We start from the raw sequence: 17,485 nt of genomic DNA on the forward strand, positions 1-17,485 counted from the left end.
GACAGAAAAATGAAGTACCACATCAGCAAGACCTTACCTAATAGAGTGGAGATAGCCCATCGAAATAACTCCATTATAGAAATCGAAATATGCTTGAATAGCTGCCTTCTACTTTAGACAAAGTAAAAGACATAGATCTCGCGCAGTTCAATTACTTTTTTACCAATGAAGTACCTTGCGAATACCGTAATACAAAGATACTCGCACAGTCTAGAATCTCTTTTAACAACGATTCGAGTTCTAACTTTCTTCGTTCAAAATGTAGATAGCTCGTCTATACCCCTTTTAAAGCGATGATTAATTAAACATAAATACGAATATGAGTGTTTATCTACTTTACCCGCCGAGTTTTTTTGCCTATGATGTGCCTCGCATGCGCTCGTAGCTCAGTTGGATAGAGTACAGGTTTCCGAAGCCTGGGGTCGTGGGTTCGATCCCCGCCGAGCGCACCATTTTTTATACTTAGTGCATTTTATTGATTGAGCTCTAATTGCACTTTTTTCAAAGCATCAAGAAACGTTTTGGGTCATATTTGCCCTATAAAATATAATTTATAAATATTTAATTTGTTTTTCCCCTTTTTTATTCAAAACGTCTTTAACCTAAAATTAATCGCGCTACAAAAAATATAGTCGTTATTCATATCGTTGCAAATTTAGTTCGACTAAATCCTATTAATACACTTGGCTTATGTTTTCAGATCGATCAAAATACCGCTATTATTTCGTATTGTGAGATTTTCATGACTGATGCATTGAAGTTACACGATTTGTCAAAGACATATCGCAATGGATTTCAGGCACTTAAAGGAATTGATTTAACCGTTCCTGAAGGCGAATTTTATGCACTTTTAGGGCCAAATGGTGCGGGAAAATCAACGACTATCAGTATTATTAGTTCACTGACTAAAAAAACGTCAGGTACGGTAGAAATTTTTGGACATGATCTGGATACCCATCCATCTCACGCCAAACAATGTTTAGGTGTCGTTCCCCAAGAGTTTAATTTCGGTCAATTTGAAAAAACTTTTGATATTTTAGTAACACAAGCAGGTTACTACGGCATTCCACAGAAACTGGCTGAACAACGCGCTGAACATTATCTAGAAAAACTAGGTCTTTGGGAAAAACGTAATGTGCAATCACGCATGCTTTCAGGCGGTATGAAACGTCGTCTCATGATTGCCCGCGCCATGATGCATGAACCCAAGTTATTGATTCTAGATGAACCTACTGCGGGAGTTGATATTGAACTTCGACGTTCGATGTGGGATTTTTTGGTCGAAATGAATAATAATGGAACCTCCATCATTCTTACTACGCATTATCTAGAAGAAGCGGAAATGCTATGCCGTCGGATTGCCATTATTGATCGCGGTGTAATCAAAGAAGATACCTCCATGAAAAACTTCCTGAATCAACTCAGTGAAGAATCATTTATTTTTGATTTGGCTTATCCAATCGAGCCATTGAATGGCCTTAATATTATTGGAGTTCGATTTAACCAAATTGATCCCATGACTTTAGAAGTCACCATGGATAAGGCCCATTCGCTCAATGATCTTTTTCAACTTTTAGAAGCTCAGGGAATCACTGTCCGTAGTATGCGTAATAAATCTAATCGCCTTGAAGAACTATTTGTCAAAATGGTCGAAAAAAATCTTCAAGGAGCAGCATCATGAATTTTACACAATTACAAACTGCACTTTGGACGCTGGTTCGTAAAGAAATTCGTCGTTTCATGCGTATTTGGCCTCAAACTTTATTACCACCAGCGATTACCATGAGTTTGTATTTTATTATTTTTGGTAATCTGGTCGGTTCTCGTGTGGGACAAATGGCGGGTTTCAGCTATATGCAATTCATTGTTCCCGGTCTTATTATGATGGCCATCATTACCAATAGTTATGCCAATGTATCATCTAGTTTTTTTAGTGCTAAATTTCAAAAAAGCATTGAAGAACTGATCATGAGTCCTGTGCCCTTACATCTTATTTTATGGGGATACGTGATTGGTGGCGTCTGTAGAGGTGTTCTGGTTGGGATTATCGTCACCATTATGAGTCTGTTTTTTACTGACCTTTATATTCACAACTGGTTTGTGACTATATATACAGTTTTAGTGACCTCTTTTTTATTTTCACTGGGCGGTTTCATTAATGCCGTATATGCCAAATCCTTTGATGATATTTCAATTATTCCCACTTTCGTACTTACACCCCTAACTTATTTAGGCGGTGTATTTTATGCAATTAGCGCGTTAGGACAATTCTGGCAAAATTTATCGTTGATCAATCCAATTGTCTATATGGTCAATGCTTTCCGTTATGGCATTTTGGGGCAAAGCGATGTCAATGTAACGCTTTCCCTCATCATCGTCACTATTTGCTGTGCTGTTTTATACGCCGTAGCCTACTATTTATTAGCTCGTGGTTCAGGAATGCGTGAATGAGTGTTGAACAATCTTTATTGGGTAAAGAAACTGACTACCCAACCGAATATCAGCCGAGTGTTTTATTCCCCATTGCCCGTGCGCTTTCGCGTGAAAATTACGCAGAATTGCAGGGCATTTCACAAGGCAAAGACTGGTGGCATGTTTTTGAACTATCTTGGTTAAACTCCATGGGTATTCCTCAGGTTGCAATCGGCCGTATTACTCTACCTGCAACCTCTCCCTATCTTATCGAGTCTAAATCGCTCAAACTTTATTTTAATAGTTTGAACTTTCATCAATTAGATTCTAGACAAGCTTTAATTGACCTTGTAGAACAAGATTTAAGTCAAGCTGCCAATGCAAAAGTTACCCTTGAATTGTTTGATGTAGATGCGCTAGAGATTACCAAGCCGCAAGGTATCTGTATCGATAATTTGATTCCTGAACATTTGGAAAATCATCCAAATTCGGGTCTTTTAAAACTTGATACAGAGCAGCAGGACAATGTGGAAGTTACTCTCTATTCACATTTATTGCGTAGTAATTGTCCCGTTACCGGACAGCCTGATTGGGGCACAGTATTTATACGTTATCAAGGAGTTAAGCCTTGTTATCGTAGTATTTTGGCGTATATTATCTCATATCGTCAGCATAATGGCTTTCATGAGCAGTGCGTAGAACAGATATTTGCCGATATCTGGACTCACCTGCAACCCGAAAAGCTGATGGTATATGCAACATATACACGTCGTGGAGGACTGGATATCAATCCATGTCGTGTATCGGATTTGTCATGGATGCCAAACCCTATCCGATTGGCTCGACAATAAAATGAATAATTGAGGAACTCATATGCCATTTTTTGGTTTTATCCCGTCTGAATCATTGCTCAACAATATTCAAACAGGTATTCAGAAAAAAAATTCAAGTGAACCACTTTATCCTTTACGCGATGAAGTTGCTTTACAGATTAATGATGAAATTCTGGATGCAATTTTGCTTGAGTTGGTACGTCGTTTTCCTGAAAGTGATAAACGTGAAACAGCCGAAAAATTGGCAGGCTATGTCAAATCAACTGTTGCTGTTTTGCTCAAACAACTTCTAAGCAAAGCACACAATGACGTAGTTCAACAATCAATTGAGTTTTCTGAGCGTAGTCTACATAAAGATCCAGAAGGTCGTTATCGTGTGGGTGAGTATCTGGACGCAACACTAGTAATAAATCTAAAGAACAGTTTTGCTGAAATTAAAGCAGGCAATGATGTCGACCGTCGTGTATTGTCTGAGCAATATAAACAATTTGCAGATGCGACCATTCGCCATTTTATGATCGATTTTAATAAAACCCTTGATTTGGGCATGATCAAACGTAAAGGCGCGGATATCGGTGCAGCTGCGGTCACTAAAGCTGTACATATTGCTATCGATAAGCTGATTCCTCATTTACACAAAGAGGAAATTAATGCGTTGGCAGATTATCACGATACATTATTTTTCAATTGATTGATCGCCATAATAGAATCTTCATCGAAAACCCGGTAAAAGTCGGGTTTTTTTATTGCAAAATATTGATATACATTGCCTAAAACAGTAGTTATGTTAGCATGCGCCAAGCATTGATTGACCCTGTATAAAATCGCATGTCTCCAAGTTCTCAATACAAATTTTTACGTCAAGCTCCCCGTGATGGCTTAAGCACAGCGATGCAGCCTTCGCGTTTTCAAAAATTACATATTGACCCTTGGCTATGTACTTTTTTAATTCTCAATGCCTGTTTAGGACTAACAGTCTTATATAGTGCTTCAGCACAGGATGTGGGTTTAGTCACTAAGCAAGCCATGAGTTTCGGTATCGGGTTTGCGGTGATGATTACATTGGCTCAAATCCCACCTAAAGTCTATCAAGCTTTTTCGCCTTATTTTTATGCTTTTGGCGTACTTGCATTAGTTTCAGTCATGGTCTTCGGTGAAATCCGTATGGGTGCCAAACGTTGGATTGATATTCCAGGTTTTGGTAGTGTGCAGCCCAGCGAGTTTATGAAAATTGGAATGCCCATGATGATTGCGTGGTTCTTATCACGTAAACCACTCCCTCCAAGTTTTATGAATGTCATGATCTCTTTGGTCTTGATTGGTATTCCTTTTCTGCTTATTGCAGAGCAACCCGATTTAGGCACTTCTGTGCTCATTTTAGCCAGTGGCGTATTTGTGCTTTTCCTCAGCGGTTTGTCATGGAAAATGATCGGGGCTGCGCTTATAGGTGCCGGCATAGTAATTCCCATTGCCTGGGAGTTTTTACTACACGACTATCAGCGTCAACGAGTACTCACACTGCTCAATCCAGAAGCAGATGCTTTAGGTACAGGTTGGAATATTATCCAATCCAAAACAGCCATTGGTTCTGGTGGTTTCTCGGGTAAAGGCTTTCTGGAAGGAACTCAGTCACATTTACATTTTTTACCCGAAGGTCACACCGACTTTATTATCGCGGCGTTTTCAGAAGAATTTGGCTTAATTGGTGTAACCATTTTAATCCTGCTGTACTTCGCCATTATTTTTAGAACCTTTCAAATTGGAATGAACTGCTTTCATAACTATGGACGCTTAGTTGCAGGTGCATTAGGTTTGTCCTTTTTTGTTTATGTATTTGTAAATGCAGGCATGGTCAGTGGTATTTTACCAGTAGTTGGGGTGCCCTTACCTTTTATGAGTTATGGGGGAACGGCAATTATTACCCTAATGGCAACTTTTGGACTGGTTATGTCCATCCACACTCATCGCTGATGAGTAAATTTATAATTAGGAAAACTTTAAATCATGTTGAAACTGGTATTGCAAAAACCATTGAAACAGCTTTGTTTTTTTAGCGGTCTGATTGCCGCCGTCACTTGTATTCAAGCCAATGAATTTATTAATGATCCAAATTATGTATCATTTAAACAAAAAACCATGTCCAAATATGGTTTAAGTGCAGAACAAATTGATAGCGCTATGAATGGCGCGCGAAACTTACCTAATATTTTAACGATTATGACTCGCCCTGGCGAAAGTAAACCGTGGTATGACTATAAAGCAATGTTTCTTAGTGAAGGAACCATTCAACGCGGAGTCCGCTTTAAAAACCAGTATGCGGATGTACTCAATCGGGCTGAACAACAATTTGGCGTACCTCAATCCATCATTTTGGGGATTTTGGGTGTTGAAACAGGCTATGGTGCCAATAAAGGCTCTTTTATCACCCGGGATGCACTAGCCACACTTGCTTTTGGCTATCCTCGTCGCGCAGATTATTTTAGTGATGAACTCAGTTCTCTCCTTGCATGGACATATAAAGAAGGTTACCCGACCAGCAGTATTGTGGGTTCCTATGCAGGTGCAATTGGTTATCCCCAATTTATGCCGAGTAACATTACCAAATACGGTGTAGATTATGATGGCAGTGGGCATATTGATTTAAGAAACTCTGCCGAAGATGCGATTGCCTCCATTGCAAATTATTTGGCTCAAAATGGATGGCAACGCAACCGCCCTATCGGATTTGCTGCTCGCTACACAGGTTCAAATCCTGACAGCGTGATTGCCAAAGATCTCACCCAACCTGTTCCTTACGGAACTTTAAAAGATCAGGGAATTACCCCAGTTAATCCTATTATTAAAATCGATAATCTCGATCTGGTTAACGTCATTCAACTACAGGAAAATTATGGGCCGATGTACTATATTACCTACCCAAATTTTCAGGTTATTACAACATATAATAGAAGCAGAATGTATGCGACCGCGGTATGGCTTTTAGGTACAGAAGTTACAAGCCGATAACACTAATTTTTCAATAAAACACAAAAGTCAATAAAAAATTATGAGGAATTGCTCACAAAAACATCTTTTTAAATAAAGTGTTACAATATTGATTATTTATTAACCTGTTTTTGTGAGTTTTTGTCCTTTTTGTAACTTTTTTCTCGCAAAGACTAGACACCATGATTGGCCCCTGAATATTATCCTCCTCCATAAAGCAATTGCAAAAGTGAATAATTTAGACACTTTTCGCTTTAATTTTTAGGAATCCGCCTGAATTAAAAAGCGTTTTCGTGTCTGTAGGAGTTTAAGTAATGCAGTTTTCGCTAAAATATGTCTTAGCGCTCACAGTCGGACTGGCGGTTACCCAATCGCAAGCTGAAATGATGCCCGCAAGCTCACTTTCAAATGACACTGAAAGTTCTAGCCTTGCAGCACGTGTGCTAAACAAGCAGTCTCAAAGTTTTAATTCACATTTTTCAAATTTGAATAGTCTTTCAATCACCGAAAGTTCTGGTGACAAAATTCGTCGTCAAACCATTGCTGCAAAAATTGAAGTTCCTGAAGATGAGCCTTCAGTGATTGAAAAATTAAATACTGTTGCATCAAACACTGTTCGTAAATTTACACAAACAGGTATTGCATCTTGGTATGGTCGCCAATTCCATGGCCGTAAAACAGCCAGTGGTGATACATTCGATATGAATGAATTAACTGCTGCACATCGTAGCTTGCCGTTAAACTGTTACATTCGTGTGACCAACAAAGACAACGGTAAAAGTGTCGTAGTTAAAGTCAACGATCGCGGTCCCTTCCATGGCAACCGCGTTTTAGACCTATCTTATGGTGCAGCAAAACGTATTGGCCTTACCAATGCTGGTACAGCAAAAGTCAGTATTGAACGTGTTGATGGACCAAATTCTTAAGCTTTAAACACTCCTGTTCACTGCTTTATAGAGCCACATTTTGTGGCTTTTTTATTTTTTTACAATGTATTTTAATGGCTATAGAGCTTTATTTTCGCTCTTCAAAAATGACTTAAATTAGGTGGTTTTTAGATATAAAAATTTTCCTATAGAACTATTTCTTCTATTTCACCCTCATTTGCGTTTAGAGCCATTTAACTCTAAAAAAGCTACCCTAGTATTATTTTTACCAAAAAGCATGCTTACACGCGTTTTAAAGCAGGAAAAACGCTTCGTATTGTCGGTGATTTTACAGCGATTAGACTTTTACCTCAAAAAAGTAATATTTTTAAGATTCAAAACAAGAAAAATGACTGGTTCATTCAATATGGATTTTGACGCATTTTAAATTCTGGTCTATAGTCAAAATCAGAACCGTTTTTAACATGCATGGAGTGCATCATGAAAACAATTACCGAATGGTTTGATGAATATAGTGATAGTCATCAAAATAAAACAAATAAAGCCATTCACTGGGTCTGTGTCCCTGCCATACTTTTTTCTATTATTGGGATCATTGCCAATTTCAGTGCTCTGCTAACCGCACTTTTACTTGTTCTGACCCTTGTTTTTTATGCCCGACTTGATCTGGTTCTTGCTGTTGCTATGACTGCACTTATTGCGATTATGGCATGGCTAATTTACCTACTTCCAGTAAATGTTGGATTTTATATCGGCATCTTTGTTCTTGCATGGATTGGACAATTTTATGGTCATAAGGTTGAAGGTAAAAAACCGTCATTCTTTAAAGACCTACAATTTTTATTAATTGGACCTGTTTGGTGTATGGATGCGTATCTAGCGAAAGTATTCCCTAATTGGAAAAGCCGTCAGATGCACGTCTCTCGCTCTTAAATTTAGATTTAAGCTTTAGGCTGATTGAGCCTAGAGCTTATAATGCGTTCAATACAAAATTTAGACCGTAAAAAAACAGCAAGCTAATTATCACGTTATAAATAATTTTGATATGCCAATAAGCCAACGCCACACACAAAATTGCCGCATATAGATAAGCATTGGTAGGTAAAGCTCTGATTTGATTTTCCTCAAAAAATACAATAGGCAGACAAATCGCAGTTAACAAACAAGGTGCTGAATATTTCAACATCCGTTCAATAAAAGTAGGTAATCGAATATTGATGTGAGGCGACAAAAAAACATAACGGTTAAAAAATACAATGGTAGCCAAAGCGCCGATCATCCACCATGTCATGCGTCATCTCCCCTAGCAAAACGTTCCAGATATACGGCTGTCACCATTCCCAATAGACCAGAAATGAGAATCGAACCTTCAACCTGATAAAGGCGTAATATGAAACCACTTATACAGGTAACCAACACAGCCAGAACAACTCGAAAATTTTTAATCAAAGGAACAACCATCGCAATAAAAATTGCCACAATTGAGAAATCCAGATGATAGTCCATTAGATTTGGAACCATATGTGCCAGTAAAATTCCAACAACACTAAAAACCACCCAAAACAGATAAAAACATAATCCAGCCCCTAACATATAATCCGGATGACGTTTTTCCGGCGCTAAACTAACTGCAAATAACTCATCTGTTAGCAAAAAACCGAGTGGCAAACGTTGTGTTGTGGGCAGCACCGAAATATTAGTTCTAAACGTTAATGCATAAATAAAATGCTGCGAAGTAAGAAAGAAAATCGTGATTAAAATCGTAAGTGTAGACGCCCCCTCCATCACTAGACTCAAACTTACCAATTGAGCCGCGCCTGCAAATACGATCGATGACATGGCAAATGCTTTAGCAAAAGATAATCCTGCATTAACCGCCATAGAACCCGCAAGAATTCCCCAAGGAATCACGGCAATCGACAAAGGCATAATCGCCATTGCACCCTGAAAAAAAGGGCGACTCTTAAACGATGAAGAATCAGAAAGAGACATGGTACTCATCCATATTGATGTTCCAATGTGAATAAACATGAATTATTCACCATTTTAAAATTTTTGCCTTGCATAAAATTGCTGTATTCAATACAACTTGATTAATTTTAGTGCTTTAGATTTGAAATATATTGAGCTGGGGTTACACCCATAGCTTTTTTAAAATGCCGATTAAAATGACTTTGATCAGAGAAACCACAGATTGAAGCAACAGTCGCAATCGAGTGCTCAGTTTTTAGCATCTGTCTAGCCTTGTGCAAGCGAACTTGTACTAGCCAACCATGTGGCGGAAGCCCTACATAGCGCTTAAATTGACGTAAAAAATGCCAAGAGCTTAATTCAGCCAAATTTGCAAGTTCAGTCAGACTATAATTTTTTTCAGGAGAACTGGCCAATAATTCCTTGATCATTAAAATTTTCTTATGTGCTTCTGGTAAATTAACCAAATTACGCTGATATTGACCATAACGTGACATAAGATACGTCAAAGTCGATAAATACATACTTTCTTTTAGTAAAAAATTATCTTTTTGTTCAAGTAAATCAAAAAGTAAACAGAGTTGCTGTGCGAGTCCATCATCACGCACAACGGCTTGAGGAAACCATGGCGCTCCCTGTTGATGAACAAAAACATCCCGACCTATCTCAGCCAGCATTTCAGGGGTTGGATAAATTGCTCGATAACGCCAACCTGATTCAACAGCAGATGATCCTGTATGAATCTCATCTGCATTGACTAAAATAATATCACCTTTAGGTGCAATATGAAGTTCACCCGTCCTAAAAAAAGACTGCGCACCATCTTCAATCACACCAATACAATAACCTTCATGCACATGTTTAGAAAATTGTGTCTGATGATAGTGTGCTTTTAATAGTTCTAAGCCGCCTAATTCACGTAAATGTAAATAGTTAGCCTGCTCTTGCTGCATATCCTGCCTCATCCATATCTACATGAAACCTTAACATGTAGAAAATGAGTGTCTAGAATAAAATTGCTGTGAATAATAAATAAAGACTAACCCCTAAGATTTTTTATGGCCAAATAAACCATAAATGAATTATTGATAAATTTTACCGTTATGTTTTAACCAACCATCTTCATGATTTCCTTTGGGGTCACGATGTGTCCAATGAATTACCCCACCTTTGGGGTTATATTCATATTCACCATTAAATTCGACTAGATCTCCTTTTTCTAAATGCTCAATCCGAGAAGCGAGATCAATATTATGAGCCACTAAAACAGTTAAACCATTGCCTAAACTCAGAATAAATTTTTGATGCCGTGAACCATCTTTATCATCTGGCAGAATTGCTTTAACTTTACCACTTGCCACCACTTGTACATTACTACGATGCTGGGCAAATGCAGTTGAAATGGCTTGTAAACCTTTTTGTGCTTGAGTGAGATCAGTTTGACTTTGGCCTAATACAATTTGATTTTGCATTTCATGACTGACGTTATCAGTCTTTAAGGATGAATGAGGAGTTTTAACTGAATAAGTATAGTAACCTGCCACAAATGCAATTAAAGCAATTAATAAATAACTCAGTTTTTTATTCATTTTTCATTTTTCCATATTTAAAAATGGCCATAAAAAAAGCCCCAAACGGGGCCTTTTCTGGCAAAATAAAATTATTTTGCAGCGGCTTGAGCAGCAGCAACTTCTTCAGCGAAGCTCATTTCTGCTTTTTTCTCAATACCTTCACCCACTTCAAAACGTACAAATTCAACAACATTAGTACCAGTTGCTTTCAATACATCAGCAACTTTTTTGTCATTGTCAATTACGTACATTTGACGGTCAAGTGCAACTTCATTCAAGAATTTTTCAACTGAACCAGATACCATTTTTTCAACGATATTTGCAGGCTTACCAGATTCGATTGCTTTTGCTTCAGCAATTTCTTTCTCTTTCGCGATAAGATCAGCATTAACTGCTTCAGCATTAACTGCAACTGGGTTGAATGCAGCAACGTGCATTGCAATACCTTTACCAGTTTCAGCATCACCAGCATAAGATACAACAACACCGATACGAAGACCATGTTTGTAAACAGCCAATGCTTCACCAGTAACGATTTTAGCACGGCGAACTTGAATGTTTTCACCAATTTTTTGAACAAGCGCGATACGAGCTTCTTCAACAGTTTGGCCATCAGCTAGTTTTAATTCTGCAATTTTAGCTGGATTAGTTTCACCTGAAGCCAAAACTGCTTGAGCAACTGCATTAGAGAAGTTTGCAAAGTTTTCGTCTTTTGCAACGAAGTCAGTTTGACAGTTTACTTCAAGCAATACTGCTTTGTTACCGTCTTGAACGATTGTGATCGCACCGTCAGCTGCAATGTTGCCTGCTTTTTTAGCAGCTTTTGCTTGACCAGATTTACGAAGGTTGTCGATCGCAAGCTCAATGTCACCGTTCGCTTCTGTTAATGCTTTTTTGCATTCCATCATCGCCAGACCAGTACGGTCACGTAATTCTTTTACCATGCTTGCAGTAATTGCAGTCATGTTGTTCTCCTAAATCGGTAGAAAATAAATCTGTTCAACAAAAACGGCCCAAAGTAAAACCCGGGCCGTTTGCTTTTCGACGCTTTAATTTGCCACCATTACATGTCGCAAAAATGACAAGCCTGCGTCAAAACGCATTAAGCCTCAGGAGCTTCTTTCGCTTCTTCGCCTTTTGCTTGTGCATTCGCTTGAGTTTGAGCGTATTCTTTACCAGCAAGAATTGCATTTGCCATAGCAGAAGCATACAAAGTTACCGCACGGATCGCATCGTCGTTACCAGGAATAATGTAATCAACATTATCTGGATTTGAGTTTGTATCAACGATACCGATAACTGGAATACCTAAGTTTTTAGCTTCTTTAATTGCAATTGCTTCGTGGTCAACGTCAATGACAAATAATGCGTCAGGTAAACCACCCATGTTCTTAACGCCGCCTAAAGAACGCTCAAGTTTATCCATCTCACGAGTACGTTCTAACGCTTCACGCTTAGTCAGCTTAGCGAAAGTACCATCTTGAGATTGAGTTTGAAGATCTTTTAAACGGTTGATAGATTGGCGAAGTGTTTTCCAGTTCGTCAACATACCACCTAACCAACGGTGATCTACATAAGGTTGACCAGCGCGTTGAGCTTGTTCACGGATGATGTTTGAAGCAGCACGTTTTGTACCAACGAACAAAACTTTGTTCTTTTTGCTTGCTAACTGGTTAGCAAAGTTCAAAGCATCATTTAACGCAGGAACAGTATGCTCAAGGTTAATGATGTGAATTTTGTTGCGCGCGCCAAAAATGTATTGACGCATTTTTGGGTTCCAGAAACGAGTTTGGTGACCAAAGTGCGCACCTGCTTGAAGAAGGTCGCGCATGCTTACGTTGTAATCTGCCATTTTTATTTACCTTAAATTGGGTTAGGCCTCCATATGTCCAGCATTCTCCACCTTTTTAAAAGGCACCCAGAGTAACGTGACGACATATGTGCGGATTTTCCATTACATCAAATTTGTTCGTAAAGGATATTCACGAAAAGCATTTGATAAAATGGGCGGCTATTTATACCATATACACCTACAAATTACCAAAAGTTTTTAGAGATCATGAATAGTACTTATACAGCCCCACGCCGATTAATTAAAACTCCTGATGAAATTGAAAAAATGCGCATCGCAGGTAAGCTGGCAGCTGAAGTGTTGGACATGATTAAGCCGCATATTGTGCCGGGTGTCACCACGCTTGAGCTAGATACGATTTGTCATGATTATATCGTCAATGTGCAAAACGCAATTCCTGCATGTTTAGGGTACGGTGCGGCACCAGGACGTCCTGCGTTTCAGCATGTGATTTGCACCTCTGTCAACCACGTGGTTTGTCATGGTATTCCCTCAGAAAACAAAGTGTTAAAAAATGGTGATATTTTAAATATTGATGTGACCGTGATTAAAGATGGTTATCATGGCGATACCAATATGATGTATATCGTCGGTGGTGAAACATCTATTTTAGCGAATCGCTTGTGTAAAGTTGCACAAGAAGCAATGTACCGTGGTATGGAAACTGTTCGTGCAGGTTCTTATATCGGTGATATTGGTTATGCCATCCAAAAATATGTGGAATCGGAACGTTTTAGTGTCGTTCGTGAATATTGTGGACATGGGATCGGAACTGTTTTTCATGATGAACCACAAGTATTGCACTACGGTCAAAAGGATACTGGTATGCAACTTGAAGCAGGCATGACCTTTACAATTGAACCTATGGTTAATGCTGGAGTCTGGCAGACGAAACTTTTAGGCGATAAATGGACGGTTGTCACCAAAGACCATAAACTTTCTGCACAATATGAACACACTATTTTGGTGACTGAAACGGGTCTTGAAGTTTTAACGGCTCGCCCAGAAGAAGACTTATCACGTTTTCAAAAATAGTTAAATTCTTCTCTTATCTTCATAAAGGCTACATTTTTGTGGCCTTTTTTGTGTATTTTTACAGTACTTATTATTCATATTTTCAAAAAACATACCTAGTATTTCATTTTCATTACATTTATTAATTTTTCTTAAACACTGTTAAAAATAAAAAAAAGCTATGGTGAGCGCATAAAAATTATCTACAAACGTAAATTGGACATGGAGTCCCCTGATGAAAAAGTCTTTGCTTGGAATAGCGACTAGTCTTATTGTACTACCCTCTTTATCTTATGCCGACTCACCCTATTTCAGTTTTAAGGATGGTGATGGATTTAAGCGTTTTTCAGCCTCTATTGGTTGGTTACATGCCATGCCACAGGGCAAAGCCAATCCAGTTGATATCAATACCAGCATTGCAGAAGGAACAACTGCTAAAGTCGGTGATGTTTCAAAAGATGCGGTACTTGATGCAGCAGTAAAAGATTCAAATCCCCTACTTTATGGAGCCCTTCAGCTCCTACCGTTAGAAACTTTACCAGGAGGGTTATCTGGAACAGCTACCGTAAATGGTTTATCAAACTGGCAAGCAGCTGGCACGGGTCTTGAAGCTGATGATGTTGATACAGTTGGGATGATGTTTAACTATAATTTTACTGACAATGTCTCACTGGAAATTAAAGCAGGAATTCCACCTAAAGTTGATATTAAAGGCAAAGGCGATATTTATGCACCTTTATCAGGATCAGCAGATACTCCTCTAGGATCACTTGATCTGAAAAAAGATATTCACATTACCGATTTAACTCAGGGCGATAAAGCAGCGTCAGTACGAGCATGGTTACCTGCCGCCGAATTACATTATCAATTTGGTAAAACGGGTGTTAATAAATTTCGCCCTTATGTCGGCCTAGGTGTAATGTATGCTTATTTTGACAATGTTAAACTAAATTCAGGGATTGAGTCAGACTTGGTCAAAGCTGGCCATATGATTCAAAATATCCATGATGGACAGGCAGGTGCTGCTCTAGATGGAAAAACCTCTTCTGCTGATCCGCGTGTTAAGGTCAAAGCAACCGATACCTTTGCCCCGATTGCCACAGTAGGCGCGACTTATGACTTCAATGAAAATTGGTTTGCGGTTGGTTCAGTGTCGTATTCGAAAATGAATAATGAAGCCAAAATCACCGTAACCGATAACAACACGGGCAAAGAGTTGATTAATGCCAAAACCAAAATTGATATTGATCCTGTGATTACTTATCTGGGTGTAGGTTATCGTTTTTAATCAGTTTTTTAGTACCCTAAGCAGCTTCGGCTGCTTTTTTTCATCACGACACTTTTCAAATAACGTATGCGACATATCGATTTTTTTCGATTCATGATCTACAATATCGCCAACCAGTTATTTTTATTCAATAAGTATGTCTAACGCCAATAATACATTTTCTAAGACTATGATTTATATGCTAATAGGAAGTGCATGTATTTTGGCACTCTCTTTAGGGACAAGACATGCTTTTGGCTTATATTTGGTTCCTATGAGTGATGAGTTTGGCTGGAACCATCAGGTATTTAGTCTAGCTATTGCCATGCAAAATTTAATTTGGGGTGCAGTACAACCTTTTACTGGTGCGTTGGCCGATAAATACGGCAGTAAAAAAGTAGTCGCTTCTGGTGGGATACTATATACACTAGGTCTACTCCTGATGGCATTTAGCTCTACGGGGCTATTGCTCAATCTCAGCTTAGGTCTGATTTTGGGAATGGCGCTATCTGCAACTTCTTTTTCAGTCTTGCTTTCTGCTGTTGGACGTGCGGCCGCTCCAGAAAAACGCAGTATGGCAATGGGTATTGCCAGTGCCGCAGGTTCTTTTGGTCAATTCATCATGCTTCCAACAACGCTTTTGTTATTGCAGCATTTTGGATGGTCAGCAACTTTAATAATAAGTGCAATTCTGATCGCGCTTATTATACCGCTCGCATTAAGCCTGAATGCACCTGCTTATCGAGCACCGAGCTTTAGCACAATTCAACCGAGTAAAACTTTTAAAGAAATTTTAACGCTTGCAAGAAACCATAAACCCTTTTGGTGGTTAGCATTAGGTTTTTTAGTCTGCGGCTTTCAAGTCGTGTTTTTAGGCGTACATTTACCTGGTTATCTGATAGACCATGGGTTCAATGCAACGACTGGAACTGTCTTTTTAGCTTTAGTAGGTCTTTTTAATATTTTTGGAACTTATGGCGCGGGTTGGTTAGGTGATCGTTATTCAAAACCTAAATTATTGATGCTTCTGTATGGCTTACGTGGCATCGCTATTATCGCGTTTTTACTGCTCCCTCTTTCCAATGTCACGGTCTATGCTTTTGGTATTGTCATGGGTTTACTTTGGCTATCAACAGTTCCATTAACCAATGGTATTGTCGCCAATATGTTTGGGGTTCAATACTTATCAATGCTCAGCGGTATCGTATTTTTTACCCATCAGGTCGGTTCTTTTTTTGGAGGTTATCTCGGGGGACTTAACCATGACATGACAGGAAATTATAATGCAATCTGGATGATTTCCATTGCATTAAGTATAGTAGGTGTATGCGTACATTTCTTTGTCACCGAGGAGAGTGTTATTAATGATTAGTCTAAATTCACTTAAATACCTCATCAGCGTAGTCGTACTAACCGCTATTATTCTAGCAATCTATATGTGGTCACAAACACCTGAATTATTTCATTATTTCAATCAGGCGTTTTGCCCTCATTAAAATCAAAGCTTTATTTATCACAAACACCTAAAAATATATAAAACAAGGAGATAATTTAAAAAAAACGATTATCATAAGCTTTGCTTTTTTTCTCATTTCAATATTCCCTCATACTTTCTTTATGCTCAGATGATTCAAAATCACAAGAGCTATTTTTGATGAGCAGCCTAAGTCAACTTTCACAAGCCATTCATGATGCACCGCGTTGGCATCAACCTGATTATTTTCAACATACACAGGAAGTTCAGATACAAGCTCAGAAAAACGAAGCGCTTGGTGCAGTAGTGACAGGTTTAAATGCTCAAAAAGCTCAGTCTGGTGAAACTATTTTTAGATTAAAAAAAGCCCTTGCCGATCATCTGGTCTTAATTTTTAAAGATCAAAATATAGATGATTTACAGTTTTTAGCATTTGCGAGTTATTTCGGTTCAATTTTTCGTCCAAGTAAAGACAATCCAGTGCTAGGTTATGATCTGGAAACAGGTGTACCCCCTGATGTCGTTCCTGTTTCCAATGCGGTTGGTCAGGGTGATTATACAGGACACGGTGAACTTGCGCCTCACGCCGATCACCAATGGACCCCACTTCCATCATTTGGCTCTTTACTCTATGCCATTGAGTTACCTAAAGATGGCGGAAAAACCTCATGGGTGAATACTATTGCGGCTTACGATGCTTTGGATGAAGCAACTAAAACCCATATCGACCAATTACAGTTGATTACTTACAATCCTTTTGTTCGTGCACAAAGCAATAAAGGTTCGGGCAACTATAGTAATAGCCCGTTGTACCGCTTTAAGGATCAACCCATTTTAGGACATGCCTATCCACATCCATTGGTTCGTATACACCCTGAAACAGGACGTAAAGCTTTATGGTTAAATACTAAAAGTGAAGTTGAACTGGTCAATTACGATGATCAATCAGGGGCAAAATTAATCGCTGAATTACGGCAACATTTGGAAAAGCCAGAATTTCGTTATCAACATCAATGGGAAACTGGAGATATTGTCTTTTGGGATAACCAAGTGACTTTACATGCTAGAGAACCCTTCCCATCCGATCAAAGACGTTTGTTAAAAAGAATTAGTCTTGCTGGTAGTCGTCCTTTTTAAACTGTCATAAAACTATCAACTTTCTCTGCTTTAATAAAAAGAAAAAGACAAAACAAAAATAATCAAAGGTCATCGCAAAAAA

Annotated in this window: 18 protein-coding genes and 1 tRNA gene; 13 read left to right on the plus strand and 6 right to left on the minus strand. The window is 38.6% G+C overall.

Going from position 1 to position 17,485, the window contains the following annotated elements; genetic code table 11:
- Positions 1-375: 375 nt before the first annotated feature.
- From IAE19_RS04155 to IAE19_RS04195, 9 genes are all read left to right on the plus strand, one after another.
- Positions 376-452 (plus strand) — tRNA-Arg (locus tag IAE19_RS04155).
- Between the two features lie 290 nt (positions 453-742).
- Complete coding sequence (locus tag IAE19_RS04160; protein WP_200459670.1) at positions 743-1,681, plus strand: ABC transporter ATP-binding protein; 939 nt, start codon at positions 743-745, stop codon at positions 1,679-1,681.
- Positions 1,678-2,451, plus strand: a complete 774-nt coding sequence (locus tag IAE19_RS04165) for an ABC transporter permease (protein WP_200459671.1) — start codon at positions 1,678-1,680, stop codon at positions 2,449-2,451. Before IAE19_RS04160 ends, IAE19_RS04165 begins: the two co-directional genes overlap by 4 nt.
- Complete coding sequence (queF, locus tag IAE19_RS04170) at positions 2,448-3,263, plus strand: NADPH-dependent 7-cyano-7-deazaguanine reductase QueF (protein WP_200459672.1); 816 nt, start codon at positions 2,448-2,450, stop codon at positions 3,261-3,263. The genes IAE19_RS04165 and queF overlap by 4 nt, the downstream gene beginning before the upstream one ends.
- A 22-nt stretch (positions 3,264-3,285) precedes the next feature.
- On the plus strand, positions 3,286-3,936 hold the full coding sequence (locus IAE19_RS04175) for a hypothetical protein (protein ID WP_200459673.1): 651 nt from the start codon (positions 3,286-3,288) through the stop codon (positions 3,934-3,936).
- A gap of 137 nt (positions 3,937-4,073) precedes the next feature.
- A complete protein-coding gene (gene rodA / locus IAE19_RS04180) occupies positions 4,074-5,216 on the plus strand; it encodes a rod shape-determining protein RodA (protein ID WP_200459674.1) in 1,143 nt (380 codons plus the stop codon).
- Between the two features lie 33 nt (positions 5,217-5,249).
- Positions 5,250-6,251: a lytic murein transglycosylase B gene (gene mltB / locus IAE19_RS04185; protein ID WP_200459675.1), complete on the plus strand. Its 1,002-nt coding sequence runs from the start codon at positions 5,250-5,252 to the stop codon at positions 6,249-6,251.
- Between the two features lie 293 nt (positions 6,252-6,544).
- Complete coding sequence (locus IAE19_RS04190; protein ID WP_200459676.1) at positions 6,545-7,156, plus strand: septal ring lytic transglycosylase RlpA family protein; 612 nt, start codon at positions 6,545-6,547, stop codon at positions 7,154-7,156.
- Positions 7,157-7,597: 441 nt separating this feature from the next.
- Positions 7,598-8,050, plus strand: a complete 453-nt coding sequence (locus IAE19_RS04195; protein ID WP_200459677.1) for a DUF962 domain-containing protein — start codon at positions 7,598-7,600, stop codon at positions 8,048-8,050.
- 37 nt (positions 8,051-8,087) lie between these two features.
- Here the strand turns inward: IAE19_RS04195 and IAE19_RS04200 are convergent, their stop codons facing one another.
- The 6 genes from IAE19_RS04200 to rpsB form a co-directional block, all read right to left on the minus strand.
- Positions 8,088-8,408 (minus strand): AzlD domain-containing protein, encoded by a 321-nt coding sequence (locus IAE19_RS04200; RefSeq protein WP_200459678.1) that lies wholly within the window; start codon positions 8,406-8,408, stop codon positions 8,088-8,090.
- Positions 8,405-9,109 (minus strand): AzlC family ABC transporter permease, encoded by a 705-nt coding sequence (locus tag IAE19_RS04205; protein WP_413784511.1) that lies wholly within the window; start codon positions 9,107-9,109, stop codon positions 8,405-8,407. Before IAE19_RS04205 ends, IAE19_RS04200 begins: the two co-directional genes overlap by 4 nt.
- Positions 9,110-9,216: 107 nt before the next feature.
- The gene (locus tag IAE19_RS04210) at positions 9,217-10,041 is read right to left on the minus strand and encodes an AraC family transcriptional regulator (protein ID WP_200459679.1); all 825 of its coding nucleotides are present in this window, start codon (positions 10,039-10,041) and stop codon (positions 9,217-9,219) included.
- Positions 10,042-10,170: 129 nt separating this feature from the next.
- Positions 10,171-10,677: a DUF3465 domain-containing protein gene (locus tag IAE19_RS04215; RefSeq protein WP_200459680.1), complete on the minus strand. Its 507-nt coding sequence runs from the start codon at positions 10,675-10,677 to the stop codon at positions 10,171-10,173.
- Between the two features lie 71 nt (positions 10,678-10,748).
- Positions 10,749-11,624, minus strand: coding sequence for a translation elongation factor Ts (gene tsf / locus IAE19_RS04220; protein WP_200459681.1), 876 nt, complete (start codon positions 11,622-11,624; stop codon positions 10,749-10,751).
- 137 nt (positions 11,625-11,761) lie between these two features.
- Entirely contained in the window at positions 11,762-12,511 is a 750-nt protein-coding gene (gene rpsB / locus IAE19_RS04225; RefSeq protein WP_200459682.1) for a 30S ribosomal protein S2, read from the minus strand.
- A gap of 207 nt (positions 12,512-12,718) precedes the next feature.
- On the opposite strand from rpsB, the gene map reads away from it, so the two are divergent.
- The 4 genes from map (at position 12,719) to IAE19_RS04245 (ending at position 17,403) form a co-directional block, all read left to right on the plus strand.
- Complete coding sequence (gene map / locus IAE19_RS04230; protein WP_200459683.1) at positions 12,719-13,546, plus strand: type I methionyl aminopeptidase; 828 nt, start codon at positions 12,719-12,721, stop codon at positions 13,544-13,546.
- Positions 13,547-13,760: 214 nt separating this feature from the next.
- On the plus strand, positions 13,761-14,813 hold the full coding sequence (locus IAE19_RS04235; protein ID WP_200459684.1) for an OmpW/AlkL family protein: 1,053 nt from the start codon (positions 13,761-13,763) through the stop codon (positions 14,811-14,813).
- A 136-nt stretch (positions 14,814-14,949) separates the two neighbouring features.
- The gene (locus IAE19_RS04240; RefSeq protein ID WP_200459685.1) at positions 14,950-16,164 is read left to right on the plus strand and encodes an MFS transporter; all 1,215 of its coding nucleotides are present in this window, start codon (positions 14,950-14,952) and stop codon (positions 16,162-16,164) included.
- 282 nt (positions 16,165-16,446) lie between these two features.
- The gene (locus IAE19_RS04245; RefSeq protein ID WP_200459686.1) at positions 16,447-17,403 is read left to right on the plus strand and encodes a TauD/TfdA dioxygenase family protein; all 957 of its coding nucleotides are present in this window, start codon (positions 16,447-16,449) and stop codon (positions 17,401-17,403) included.
- Positions 17,404-17,485 lie beyond the last annotated feature (82 nt).

The organism is Acinetobacter sp. S40, from assembly GCF_016624705.1.
GTDB lineage: Bacteria > Pseudomonadota > Gammaproteobacteria > Pseudomonadales > Moraxellaceae > Acinetobacter.